This window comes from Metabacillus sp. B2-18 (assembly GCF_021117275.1).
Taxonomy (GTDB): domain Bacteria; phylum Bacillota; class Bacilli; order Bacillales; family Bacillaceae; genus Metabacillus.
Genome location: NZ_CP088245.1, coordinates 2,112,298 through 2,124,461 on the forward strand (window position 1 = coordinate 2,112,298; position 12,164 = coordinate 2,124,461).

Consider the following 12,164-nt stretch of genomic DNA (forward strand, 5'->3'; position numbering starts at 1 on the left):
GATATTACAACTACTACCAATAACATTCAGCCAAATTTTTTAGAGTTTGAGATTAAAGAAGTCCCCACTAAATGAGGACTTTTTGTATAATATTTAACTATCTTTAAAACCAGTGCTTTGATTTTTTTATAAAAATAAGTGAAAGAAAAGCAGTAACAGCTAAATATGCTTCAATTATCCATAATTGAGTTAAATGACCTGTTTGGTAAAAGACAGCAGGAAAATCTACTGCGGCATGTATGAGTATGGCAAGCAGAACATATGAAAATTTCCTTTTTAAGACGGCGTACAAAACGAGTATAGAAAGGGCAATTTGTAAGAATACCACAAACAAACGTTCTATTATGATATAAAAAGAATCTAACACACTATGGTCCAATACACTGTTACGTAATAGTTCCATTTGTTGACTATTCATTTGACTTCCGATTGTTGCTTCAAATGTTCCGGCATTTATCATAAAAGCAAAAATAATTAAAGGAACAACTGTCAATAAATTAAGAATAACTGCTTCTATTCCTCCCCAGCCTATACCGAACGAAACACCATCTTTATATGATCTATATTTCTTTAATATCCATGTAAACAAAAGAAACCTTCCAAGCTCCTCGAAAACACCTGCAGTCATTCCACCGTATAGACCAAAGAGCCATGGGTGATCTGCATAATTTGGAAATGTTGTAATGACTGCAATGTGAAGGAGCTTTTCTAGTACTTGTGTTATGACAAAAAATCCAATTCCACCAATAATGATAGGTTTTACTGAGATTCCAATTTTGTTTCTGAAAAAAAGAATAAGTCCTAAAAAAAGAATAAAGGAAAATATAACAGGAAAGAACATGGATACAATAGTTAAATTACTAATCATTCAAAACACTCCTTTTATTATTAAAAATGATAATGATTGTTTAAAAAAATAAAAGTATTATTATCATTATTAATAATAATAACGAAAAACAATGATGTCAATCCTTTTTTGGGTAAAATTATTAAAAGGTTCTTCTTTAACTTAATATTTATAATGATTTTAGGAAAATTAATAATAAAGGACCTAAAGAAAGGATGAGAAACATTAGGTTTTACTTAACATTTTCGATAGTAGGTTTAAGCCTATTTTTTATTGTCATAAATATTATTAAGGGCCATGAAACATTTGCAACTATGAACTTGGATGAAGAAGAAAAAATTCACATTTATCTTGTTGGAGATTCAACTGTTTCAACATATAAAAAGAGTTTGTCACCTAGAATGGGGTGGGGCCAGGTTTTAGATGAAATGTTTAATGAGAAGGTTATGATTCATAACGAAGCAGTATCTAAAAGAAGCTCTAAGAGTTTTTACAATGAGGGAAGATTAACAAAAATCGTTAACCACTTACAACAAGGGGATTATCTCTTTATTCAATTCGGACATAACGATGAAAAAGTAAATGATCCAAATCGATACACTGAACCATTTACTACTTATAAGAAATACTTGAAAAAATATATTATAGCCGCAAGATCAAAAGGTGCTTTCCCAGTACTAATTACTCCGGTTGAGCGTAGGGAATTTTCAACAAATGGACATATCGTTCATACACATGGTGATTATCCAAAAGCAATGAAACAATTAGCTGAAGAAGAAAATGTGCCAGTAATTGACCTAACATCAAAAAGTAACCGACTTTTTAGCAAACTCGGATCTAAAAAAACCAAAGAACTTTTTTTATGGCTCCCTCCAAATAAAAACCCACATTACCCTGAGGGAAAAAAAGATAACACACATTTACAGGAACGAGGTGCTTATATTGTAGCATCTTTAGTAATTGATGGAATAAAAGAACTAAATCTACCTATTAAAGAACACATTGTTAATCAAGATAAATAAGGTACTGTTTAGAATGATATTCTAACAGTACTTTTTTCATTTATAGGATATATACAGAAATAATGATCATATTCTTGGTCATTACTATGAAAAAACTTCAACCAACAAAGAAAATCGTTAATAAAAAATCTTACATTAGAAAAGGAATATTAAAATAAAGAAAGAAATACATATATACAGGTTCATCCGAAAGCGTTTACTTAATTAAGTTGGAGGGGTGTAGTATATGTATCTAACAATTGGAAAGCTTTTTGAACAAACTGTTTCAAAGTATCCTAACAAAGAAGCAATTGTGGATTGCTCTCGAAATATTCGTTTTACATTTGGACAGTGGAATGAAGAAGTAAATAAACTTGCTAATGCTCTGTTAGCTTTAGGTGTACGAAAAGGAGATCGAATTTCTACTTATTTATTTAACAGTTATGAATTAGGTACAGTTTATTTTGCTGCTGCAAAAATTGGTGCCATTATTAATCCAATTAATTTTAGGCTAAAAGCAGAGGAGGTTTCATACATCCTTTTAGATGCAGCTCCAAAGGTTGTTTTATTTGAACAAGCTCTTGAAGAGTCCATCACGAACATTCACAAACGATTTCCCTCTATTTCCTTTATTTATATTGATGAATCTGTTCCTAGTTATGCTTCTTCTTTTCAAAACATCGTAAAAAATTCTCCATCAAATCATCCAGAAATCTTTGTAGAAGAAAATGATACGTATGCCATTATGTATACTAGTGGAACGACAGGACGCCCAAAAGGTGTTATGCATCGACATCGTGATATGATAGAACAAAGTTTAATTTGTATAAATGCATTATCCATTACTTCTAAAGATGTGGGTCTTGTTACAGCACCAATGTTTCATTGTGCAGAGCTTCATTGCAGCTTTTTACCCCGTGTACATGCTGGTGCAACAAATATTATTATCCATCATTTTGATCCGAAGATGGTTTTAAAAACAATTGAAGAAGAAAGCGTTACAATGCTGTTTGCAGCTCCTACAATGTGGAATATGCTTCTTCAAGAGGATATTGAGCAATATAAAATAAGTTCCCTCAATGTTGGATTATACGGGGCAGCCCCGATGGCCCCTGCTTTGGTAAAGGCTTGTAAACAAAAGTTAGGAATTGAACTAGTTCAAGCATATGGAATGACAGAAATGGGACCAGCAATAGCTTTTTTAGATAGAGATGAACAATTAACTAAGGCAGGTTCTGCCGGTAGAGCTTGTTTTAATCATGAAATAAGAATCGTACAACCAAAAGAAGAAGGCCCATCAGATCCAGATGACATTCTTCCAATAGGTGAGGTCGGTGAAATTATCGTAAAAGGACCATGCATGATGCTTGGATATTTTAACAAAGACGAAGCAACAGAAAAAGCAATGTATAAAGGGTGGTATCATTCCGGTGACCTTGGCTATTTAGATGAAGATGGTTATTTATTTGTTGCTGACCGAGTAGATGATATGATTATAAGTGGTGGTGAAAATGTATATCCCCGTGAAGTAGAGGACGCTTTGTATGAACATGAGGGGATTTTGGATGTTGCCGTTTTAGGACAACCTGATGAGTTATGGGGTGAAAGAGTAATTGCAGTTATAGTGAAAAAGGATGAAACTTTAACAGCTGAACAACTTGATCAATTTTTAAAAAACTCAGATAAACTTGCACCCTACAAACGACCAAAAAGATATGTGTTTGTTACCGAATTACCACGGAATGCAAGTGGGAAAATTCAAAAGTTTTTATTAAGGAAATCTTTATCACAAAATAAAGTGAAATAATTGGAAAATAGAGCCTTTCTGATGGAAGGCTCTACTATTTTTATAAGAAAATGATAGTGGAAGAGGGAAGGTATGATGGTGGATTAAGTATAAATATTACTTTTTTTTCTTAAAAGCTTTTTCTGAAACATTTTTGAAAACTTTTGAAGAGGTATCAACTGTATTACCGATAACATTGTTTCCGGTATCAGAGATTTTTTTGACTATTTTACCCGAGGAATCAACAGTTTTTCCAACAAGACCGCCATCACCTGAAATCGACTTAACAATCTTTCCAGATGTGTCCACTGTATGATGAACAAATTCATTAGCTTCCTTTGAAATTCCTTTAATCAATCCATCGTTTCTTTCATTGTTGTTATTTGTCACTTTTCACATTCCTCCCTTAGTTAAAAAATACTACTGTAAAGGGTATGTGAGGAAAGAAGATATATGAGAAAAAGTTTATATCATTTATGATTTTAAATTAGTTTAAAATTTAGTGAAAATAACATATTTCAAAACAAAATGAAAAAAGATAATGAGTATGATATAGTTAGAAAGCTATTTTTGATAAGATGAAAAGAAAAGAGACGTGATCAAGATGACTGAATTTTTAAAACTAGGTATTCGAAAAGAAGTGAATCATACATTAAAATCTCTAGGACTAATGAACCCAACACCTATTCAGGAACAAACAATTCCAAAAATATTAGAGGGAAGAGATGTGATTGCACAGGCTCAAACCGGTACAGGGAAAACACTTGCATTTGTTCTTCCCATTTTAGAAAAAATTGATGTGAGTCAATCTGAGGTTCAAGCACTTATTTTAACTCCAACAAGAGAATTGGCACAACAAATATCAAAAGAAATAAAGAAGATGCTTGAAAATTTAGAAGGTGTAAATGTTCTTGCTGTTTATGGTGGACAAGATGTTGAACATCAACTGAAAAAGCTTAGAGGGGCACAGCATATTGTTGTAGCAACACCAGGAAGATTGCTTGACCATATTCGCCGTAAAACAATTGATTTATCAACGGTTACAATGCTAGTTTTAGATGAAGCAGATCAAATGTTACATATGGGCTTTTTGCCTGAAGTAGAAGATATTATTTATGAAACACTTTCCACTCGACAAACGATGTTATTCTCTGCAACAATGCCAGATGAAATTCGGGCATTAGCTAAAAAATATTTGATAGATCCGGAGAATATACAAGTTAAAGCAAAAAATCTGACTGTTGATAAAATAAAACAAATTGTGATTGAAACAACTGACAGAAGAAAGCAAGCCACCTTGTTACATCTGTTGCAAGAGCAGCGTCCCTTTTTAGCGATTATTTTTTGCCGTACAAAAATTCGAGCAAAAAAGCTACAAGAAGCATTAATTGCTAATGGCTATGAATCCGATGAATTACACGGCGATCTAACTCAAGCTAAGCGGGAAAAGGCGATGAAACGTTTTAGAGAGGCTAAAATTCAGTTCCTTGTCGCAACTGATGTTGCAGCAAGAGGCCTTGATGTGGAAGGTGTGACACATGTTTTCAACTATGATATTCCTCACGATGTAGAAAGCTACATTCACCGAATTGGTCGAACAGGTAGGGCAGGTGGAGTAGGTATTGCCTATACACTTGTGGCACCAAAAGACATGGATTTTTTACGGATGATCGAAAAAGGTATTAATCAATCTATGGAAAAACAGGTTATTAGAGGGATTAGTGTTCCTGATCGAGAAGATTATGATAAAGAAAGAAAAGAACAAATAAGAAAAGAAAGTCGTCCATTTAATAGCGGGAGAAAAACAAATCCCCGAAGAAACTCTGATTCCAATCAACCACCAAAAGAACGGAATAAAAGAGTGTCAAAATCTGCTTCTAAAGATGGTAGAAGAAATAGGCAAAGATAAAAAGGAGTGGCTGTCCCTTGTACAAGAGATGACAGCCACTCTTTTTATTTTTGAAGATCCTTTTTTGTTTGTTCACTTCTAATGTTGATATCTTTAGAAAACTCAGTATCTTTATTTTTATTGTTAGGATATTTATTTTGACGCTCACGGTTATCATTGCGATTTGTCATAGTACGTACCTCCCTTCAGAGTTAGTCAATCCTATTATGTACAATAAAATTGGCTTTTATATTAACAATAATTATTAAAAAACAAAGGGATTTTACATACTCTTTTTTAAAAAGAGGATACTATATTTTAGTTACAAATTTGGCATTCTTGGTAGAATATAAGGGAGACATTAAAATGGATCAGAAGCTCTTTGGATGGATTAATTCCTTAGCAGGTAAAAATCAAACAATAGACCAAGTCATGGTGTTTGCCTCAACAAAGTTTCGTTATTTGTTTGCTAGTGTTCTTTTAATGATATTGATTGGGAGTCGATCAAGAAAGAAGCTAACATATCAAACTGTACTTTCACTGGTTATTAGTAGTAGTGCTAAGGCGTTGATTAATAAGATTAAATTTAGGCCTAGACCTTTTGTCACACGTGATGTTAATGTATTACTTGCCTCAAAACTCGATACAACATATTTAAGTAAACATAGTTTATTATCTTTTGCTGTTTCTACCATGGTTTACATGTATTATAGTGGAATTGGGAAAATCATGTTGGCTATGTCATCTCTTACTGCAATCTCACGTATCTGGGTAGGCGCACATTATCCACTTGATGTTGTAAGAAGCTCGATAATAGGGGCATTGATTAGTATACTTGTAAAAAAATGTACGTTCATAAGTTGGAGAGAAGGGTGATGTGAGATCACCCTATTTATATAAATGCCTCAACTTTTTGTTAATAATATTTCTAGGGTTATACCTTAATATTGTTCTTACTAGTATTCTGAACTTAAAATCCACAAACTTTACATTCCTTTCCAATATGAATACAGTAGTGCTATGTCTTTTATAAGCATATGTTGGGTTTTGGCAGATGCAAAAGACATGTGCCCATAATCTGAAAATTATAAGATGATATGTTGAGTCATTTTAGTCAAATAAAAAAGCAAGAGAAGATTAATGAATATCTCTCTCTTGCCATTGTTAATTTTTTATTTTTCTTCTTGAGCATGTTTCTTTTTTAAGAACGTAACAGCTCTTTTTTTCATGGATTTTGTAAGAAAGCCGCCTTTAAATGATCGGATTTCATATGACATTAAAAATGCTTTAGGCTCATGTTGATCGATGATATGAAGTAATTCTTTTTCTCTCGAGCGTTTTGCTACAATGTCTAGGCGGAAACGAGCTGTATTAATTCCTTCTCCTTCAAAGACTGTAACACCGAATCCCGCTGTTCTTAATGCATTCACTAATTCCATATTTTTATCCAATATATTAGCTTGATACGTAATATATCCAATTGCCAATTTTCGTTCTAATGCTCCTCCAAGAAGCAATCCAACGCTAAATCCAACAACGTAAGCGACTATATTGTACATATTTGATAGGTCTTGAAAAACAAAGATTAAGCTAACAATATAAATAATTCCTTCTAATAATCCAACACCTGCAGCTGATTTTGTTTGATTTTTCACTAGTAAAATTGTTCTGATCGTTAGAACAGGAACATAAATAAGTTGTAAAACAAAAATGAGTAAAGCCTGTAAAAGCATATTTCGTATTTCCCTTCTAAAAAGTAATATCGAAAGCATAACATATTTTCAAAATAAATTTTATGGATTGTGAGCAATTTTTTTAAAATAATCTTAAGGGAATTCTAGGAAAATATATGTCTTATCATTCTACCCCGTTTAAGTTGGGTTAAAACATGAAGATAATATTATTATGTAAACTAAAATTTATTACTTATAAAATTATTAACAACTATAAAAGTAAACAAAACTAACTATTTTCTTGATAAGATGGAAGTCTTGAAATATACCTTTTATAATAAAGAAAGAGTTATTTTGGGTTAAGTTCACATTAATGAAAAACAAGGGGTATTGCCAATCAATCTACATATAGATTTGAATAGCAGGTATATTAAAAGGTTAGGTTAAAGAAGGGGATGGAGAGAAAAATGAACATTTCAATCTTTAGGATTGCAAACAAATTAATTACTGGAATTGGTGCTACAGAAAAATTAATGGATGAGGTAGTACGATTACATATAAAAAAACCATTAATTGTAACAGATAAGGTGCTAGAATCAGTTGGGGTAATTAATCAAATAAAGGAAATTTTAAAGAATCTCCCTCATGATGTATACACAGGTGTTCAACCTGAACCAGAAATTTCAATAGTTGAAGAGTGTAAACGAATGTTTTTGGAGGGAAAGCATGACGGAGTAATCGCCGTAGGTGGTGGAAGTGCAATAGATATCGCTAAAGCTGTTTCGGCCTATGCAAAGATTGATGATCATCTAAAAAGCATATTCGGAACCGATTTAATCCCGGAGAAGGGATTTCCGATCATTGCTATTCCTACAACAGCAGGAACTGGATCTGAGGTAACAAATATTTCTATTTTATCTGATAAAGAAGAGAAGTTAAAGAAAGGAATTGTCAGTGATTTTATTTTACCAGATGTTGCAATTGTTGCTCCGGAAATGATGATTACGATGCCAAAGTCAGTTACAGCTGCAAGTGGCATTGATGCACTTGTACACGCAATAGAGGCGTATATTTCTGTAAACGCTTCCCCGATTACTGATGCTTTAGCTATTCATGCGATCAAGTTAATTTCAACAAATCTACCGAAAGCTTATGCAAATCCTGCTAATATACTGGCGAGGGAACAAATGGCAACAGCTAGCCTTATGGCGGGTATGGCATTTGGAAATGCAGGAGTTGGAGCAGTTCATGCCCTTGCATATCCACTTGGAGGACGTTTCCATATTCCGCATGGAGTTAGTAACGCGTTATTACTACCATATGTTATGGAGTGGAATAAAATAAGTTGCTTGGACCGTTTTCGAGAAATTGCAGTTGCTTTAGGTGAAAATGTTCAGGACTTAACTGATCGTGAAGCAGCGGATAAGGCTGTTTTTGCAATGGATTATTTATGTCGTGCTGTAAATATTCCAAAGGGGTTACGTTCATTTCAAATACCAGAATCAGCGATAATTGATATGGCAGAAGACGCAAGTAAAATTGATCGCCTTCTTAAAAATAATCCAAGGGTGTTCTCAAAACAAGAAATAGAGGAAATTTACCGATCGGCCTATTGATTAATCTATGCGTAGCTTTTGGATTTTTAAGGTTTACTCGTAACCTTAACTTATAAATATAGTCAAATAGTTGGAGGTCGATTTTGAGTGTTCAAAACAATTATTGAGCCAAGGGTTTCTGAAACAGATGGGGTAGGGCATATAAATAACACCACCATTCCTATATGGTTTGAGGCAGGTCGAAATCAATTATTCAAGTTATTTACTCCTGATAGCAAATTTGAGAATTGGAAAATGATTATACTCAATATGAATGTAGACTTTATTAATCAAATATACTTTGGTCAAAATGTTGAGGTTTATACATGGGTTAAAAAAATAGGAAATAGTAGTCTAGAATTATATGAAGAAATACATCAAAATGGGAAACTGTGTGTAAAAGGTACAGCTGTTTATGTGAATTTTAATAAGGATAAACAAAAATCAGAATCTATCTCGGAAGAATTAAAAAAAATTCTACTTAAGCATATTTATGATGGAATTTAGTCAACCTATTAGTTAATTGACTAGTCTCATAGAGTCTTCATGATATAGCTTTTTTCATGGCTATTAATAAAATGTAATTATTAGTATTAAATTATATTAATTATAAAAAAGTATTGATTTTTATTTAATAGGTGTTATTATAATAAAGAAGACAATCATTCACATACTATTCTCATTTTATTCTCAAAAAAACTATTCTCAAAAAAACTATTCTCAAAAAAAGCATCCAATCATGGATGCTTTTTTGAGAATAATGCATAAGAGCACATGTAATGTTTACAATGTCACAACGTTTGCAAAAGCTTCACTATGCTCTCGTCGCTCTTTACGAACATTTCTTCTTTGTTGTGCTGTATTAAACAGCATAACTTCTTCATCTGATTCTGGTATAACCTGTGGGACTTGTTCTGGCTTCCCATTTTCATTTAGTGCAACAAAAGTTAGAAACGAAGTGGCAGCAAGTCGTCGCTCACCAGTTTTAAGATCTTCAGCAATGACTTTCACAAAAACTTCCATTGACGAGCGGCCAACTGATGAAACATATGATTTTAAGCTTACCGAGTCACTTTGACGAATTGGGATTAGGAAGTCAACTGAATCTGTAGAGGCAGTTACAACCTCACAACGTGAATGCATCGCTGCAGATATAGATGCCACATCATCTATATAGCTCATTAACTTTCCACCAAATAGTGTATTATGGTTATTTGTATCTAAAGGAAATACTCTGCTTGTTTTAATTACTAGTGATTCCTTACATGTTTTTGCCGTTAATTCAGCCATATTTATCTCTCCTGACTTTTTGTCCTTATGCTCATACAATTATTCATTTTCATATTGAAATCGTCAATTTTATTGTTTGGTTTTCTTACACCTTATATTAGTATGTTTCATTAGAATGATAGCTGATAATCTCTAAATAGTTTACATAACTATATTAATGTAAATTCATCTTTTTGATTATTTAAAAAAACCCTGCTACTGTGGCCAGGGTCAACTATTTATGATTAAAATGCCTATCAATAAATGCGCATATGGTTTTAATTGTTTTTTCCTTAAAAAGGTTGGGAACTGACTCATTATTGGGGCTACAATAATAGAATTCATTTTCTACCTGATTATGTTGATACCCAAGAGATATGAGTTTATTTTTAAGTTCATCTGGAAATTCAGATGATCCAGTAATTGAAGAAAGAAGTGGAGTAGGGTAGACTCTAACATCAATATCACCTTTTCCAGTGTATATTACTACAAGATCATGATCGTTTTTTATCAGCCATTGACTTTTGGTATAAAGAGAAATACGGGCATGTTCAAGTGAAGAAATACCTGGTAGATTGATTCCATATACAAGGTTTATAGTCCTAACCAAATCCTCAAGCGAATAGTTTGGAATAATACTCAAATAAAGATCCATAACTTCAGCCTTCTTTAACGTCATAATGTGTTGATCAGTTTCAAAAGAACGTGCTTTTTGATCTAAAGCTTTTGTTACTCCGGTCATAATTTCTTCAGGATAGATTGATAGCCTAGCACCTTCACCGTCATTTGAAATCTCGATTAAATTCAACCCGAAAATATCTTTAATAGCTTTTCTGAACGTTGTTCCATTAAATGTAACGTTTGGATCGCTTAAAAAAGTATTTAAAACATCCATCTTTGAAAGTTCATTTATTTCATTATCATTGAATGTAAAAATCCTATTTCTTAATACCTTCCTTATATATAATGGATATTTTTCATGTTCTTCATTTGGTTTGTGAGGGTTTTTATTTATTAATTTCTTAAACAATGGCATTAATACAAATAAGAATATTGCTAAAAATGGTAGTTGAATTTTAGTGCGTTTCATTTTTCTATATCCACCTTAATACATTAATAATTCTAGTTTAATAAATTAATGAGATGAATTCTATTAAAAAAATCAAGTTAGATACATTTTATTTCATTCTTTGCGAAAATATGACAATTTCTGAATGTGTTTAGAAACAATAACCCCCTGAATAGAAAGTCAGGGGGTTTGATTTTATTTTTTCCACCATGTATCAAACATTGAAGCCGGTACTTCACGTTTATGTTGTGAAATCAAATAACGCTTTTCAATTTTTTCAGCTACTTCAGGTTCTACCTGTTTGCCTTCCAAATAATCGTCTAACTGATCATAACTAATTCCGAGTTCGGTTTCATCAGCTTGAAGTGGTGTTTGATCTAATAGATCAGCCGTAGGAGTCTTTAAGTAAAGACGTTCAGGTGCATTTAATTCCTGTAATAAGCTTCTTCCTTGACGTTTCGTTAAACCAGTTAACGGTAATAAATCGGCTCCACCATCTCCATACTTTGTAAAAAAGCCTGTTACAGCTTCAGCAGCATGGTCTGTACCGATTACAAGCAATCCGTTTTGTCCGCCAATCGCATATTGTGTAATCATGCGAGTTCGGGCTTTTACATTTCCTTTATTAAAGTCAGAAAGGGATTCATCCATTATTTTTTTATACGATTCTGCAAAGGAATCTACACTGCTTGATATATCAAAAGCAACACTTTTATCAGGTTGAATAAAAGAGAGAGCTAATTGGGCATCTTCTTCATCCTTTTGAATTCCATACGGAAGTCTTACTGCAGTAAAGGTTGCATCAAAGCCTTCATTTCTTAATTCTTCTACAGCAAGCTGGGCTAAACGACCAGAAAGGGAAGAGTCCTGCCCACCACTTATTCCTAGAACAAATCCTTTTGCTCCCGTCATTTTTAAATAGTCCTTTAAAAATGTGATTCGGGCGCTAATCTCTTCTTTCGGGTTTATAGTTTCTTTTACATGTAACTCGTTCATGATTTTCTTTTGTAAGCTCATAACGTAAAACCTCCATGCC

The 12,164-nt window shown here is 32.9% G+C and carries 13 protein-coding genes; 6 read left to right on the plus strand and 7 right to left on the minus strand.

Annotated features, from left to right (window positions below):
• Positions 1-103 precede the first annotated feature (103 nt).
• On the minus strand, positions 104-868 hold the full coding sequence (locus tag LPC09_RS10570; protein ID WP_098799471.1) for a YhfC family intramembrane metalloprotease: 765 nt from the start codon (positions 866-868) through the stop codon (positions 104-106).
• 194 nt (positions 869-1,062) lie between these two features.
• Here LPC09_RS10570 and LPC09_RS10575 point away from each other — a divergent pair, with 194 nt between their 5' ends.
• Positions 1,063-1,869, plus strand: a complete 807-nt coding sequence (locus tag LPC09_RS10575; RefSeq protein WP_231309500.1) for a rhamnogalacturonan acetylesterase — start codon at positions 1,063-1,065, stop codon at positions 1,867-1,869.
• A gap of 226 nt (positions 1,870-2,095) precedes the next feature.
• Positions 2,096-3,655 (plus strand): fatty acid--CoA ligase, encoded by a 1,560-nt coding sequence (locus LPC09_RS10580; RefSeq protein WP_098799470.1) that lies wholly within the window; start codon positions 2,096-2,098, stop codon positions 3,653-3,655.
• A 96-nt stretch (positions 3,656-3,751) separates the two neighbouring features.
• Here the strand turns inward: LPC09_RS10580 and LPC09_RS10585 are convergent, their stop codons facing one another.
• On the minus strand, positions 3,752-4,024 hold the full coding sequence (locus tag LPC09_RS10585; protein ID WP_098799469.1) for a hypothetical protein: 273 nt from the start codon (positions 4,022-4,024) through the stop codon (positions 3,752-3,754).
• 214 nt (positions 4,025-4,238) lie between these two features.
• Here LPC09_RS10585 and LPC09_RS10590 point away from each other — a divergent pair, with 214 nt between their 5' ends.
• Positions 4,239-5,543: a DEAD/DEAH box helicase gene (locus tag LPC09_RS10590; RefSeq protein WP_098799468.1), complete on the plus strand. Its 1,305-nt coding sequence runs from the start codon at positions 4,239-4,241 to the stop codon at positions 5,541-5,543.
• A 44-nt stretch (positions 5,544-5,587) separates the two neighbouring features.
• Here LPC09_RS10590 and LPC09_RS27330 read toward each other — a convergent pair whose 3' ends face one another.
• Positions 5,588-5,713: a hypothetical protein gene (locus LPC09_RS27330; RefSeq protein ID WP_255301697.1), complete on the minus strand. Its 126-nt coding sequence runs from the start codon at positions 5,711-5,713 to the stop codon at positions 5,588-5,590.
• Between the two features lie 175 nt (positions 5,714-5,888).
• On the opposite strand from LPC09_RS27330, the gene LPC09_RS10595 reads away from it, so the two are divergent.
• Entirely contained in the window at positions 5,889-6,398 is a 510-nt protein-coding gene (locus tag LPC09_RS10595) for a phosphatase PAP2 family protein (RefSeq protein ID WP_098799467.1), read from the plus strand.
• Positions 6,399-6,694: 296 nt separating this feature from the next.
• Here LPC09_RS10595 and LPC09_RS10600 read toward each other — a convergent pair whose 3' ends face one another.
• Entirely contained in the window at positions 6,695-7,255 is a 561-nt protein-coding gene (locus tag LPC09_RS10600) for a DUF2179 domain-containing protein (protein ID WP_098799466.1), read from the minus strand.
• A 407-nt stretch (positions 7,256-7,662) separates the two neighbouring features.
• Here LPC09_RS10600 and LPC09_RS10605 point away from each other — a divergent pair, with 407 nt between their 5' ends.
• Both LPC09_RS10605 and LPC09_RS10610 read left to right on the plus strand, forming a co-directional pair.
• On the plus strand, positions 7,663-8,811 hold the full coding sequence (locus LPC09_RS10605; protein ID WP_098799465.1) for an iron-containing alcohol dehydrogenase: 1,149 nt from the start codon (positions 7,663-7,665) through the stop codon (positions 8,809-8,811).
• A gap of 87 nt (positions 8,812-8,898) precedes the next feature.
• Positions 8,899-9,297 carry an acyl-CoA thioesterase gene (locus LPC09_RS10610; protein WP_098799464.1) on the plus strand — a complete coding sequence of 133 codons (399 nt, stop codon included), beginning with the start codon at positions 8,899-8,901 and terminating at the stop codon, positions 9,295-9,297.
• Between the two features lie 276 nt (positions 9,298-9,573).
• On the opposite strand, the gene LPC09_RS10615 is transcribed toward LPC09_RS10610, so the two are convergent.
• From LPC09_RS10615 to nadE, 3 genes are all read right to left on the minus strand, one after another.
• Positions 9,574-10,080, minus strand: coding sequence for an acyl-CoA thioesterase (locus LPC09_RS10615; RefSeq protein ID WP_098799463.1), 507 nt, complete (start codon positions 10,078-10,080; stop codon positions 9,574-9,576).
• Positions 10,081-10,294: 214 nt separating this feature from the next.
• On the minus strand, positions 10,295-11,149 hold the full coding sequence (locus LPC09_RS10620) for a hypothetical protein (RefSeq protein WP_098799462.1): 855 nt from the start codon (positions 11,147-11,149) through the stop codon (positions 10,295-10,297).
• Positions 11,150-11,323: 174 nt separating this feature from the next.
• Entirely contained in the window at positions 11,324-12,145 is an 822-nt protein-coding gene (gene nadE / locus LPC09_RS10625) for an NAD(+) synthase (RefSeq protein WP_098799461.1), read from the minus strand.
• Positions 12,146-12,164 lie beyond the last annotated feature (19 nt).

Bases quoted from the DNA above. Each gene is read 5' to 3' on its own strand.
- LPC09_RS10575 (WP_231309500.1), top strand. From the start codon at position 1,063: ATGAGAAACATTAGGTTTTACTTAACATTTTCGATAGTAGGTTTAAGC.
- LPC09_RS10605 (WP_098799465.1), top strand. From the start codon at position 7,663: ATGAACATTTCAATCTTTAGGATTGCAAACAAATTAATTACTGGAATT.
- LPC09_RS10600 (WP_098799466.1), bottom strand. From the start codon at position 7,255: ATGCTTTTACAGGCTTTACTCATTTTTGTTTTACAACTTATTTATGTT.
- LPC09_RS10595 (WP_098799467.1), top strand. From the start codon at position 5,889: ATGGATCAGAAGCTCTTTGGATGGATTAATTCCTTAGCAGGTAAAAAT.
- nadE (WP_098799461.1), bottom strand. From the start codon at position 12,145: ATGAGCTTACAAAAGAAAATCATGAACGAGTTACATGTAAAAGAAACT.
- LPC09_RS10580 (WP_098799470.1), top strand. From the start codon at position 2,096: ATGTATCTAACAATTGGAAAGCTTTTTGAACAAACTGTTTCAAAGTAT.
- LPC09_RS10590 (WP_098799468.1), top strand. From the start codon at position 4,239: ATGACTGAATTTTTAAAACTAGGTATTCGAAAAGAAGTGAATCATACA.
- LPC09_RS10570 (WP_098799471.1), bottom strand. From the start codon at position 868: ATGATTAGTAATTTAACTATTGTATCCATGTTCTTTCCTGTTATATTT.
- LPC09_RS10615 (WP_098799463.1), bottom strand. From the start codon at position 10,080: ATGGCTGAATTAACGGCAAAAACATGTAAGGAATCACTAGTAATTAAA.
- LPC09_RS27330 (WP_255301697.1), bottom strand. From the start codon at position 5,713: ATGACAAATCGCAATGATAACCGTGAGCGTCAAAATAAATATCCTAAC.
- LPC09_RS10620 (WP_098799462.1), bottom strand. From the start codon at position 11,149: ATGAAACGCACTAAAATTCAACTACCATTTTTAGCAATATTCTTATTT.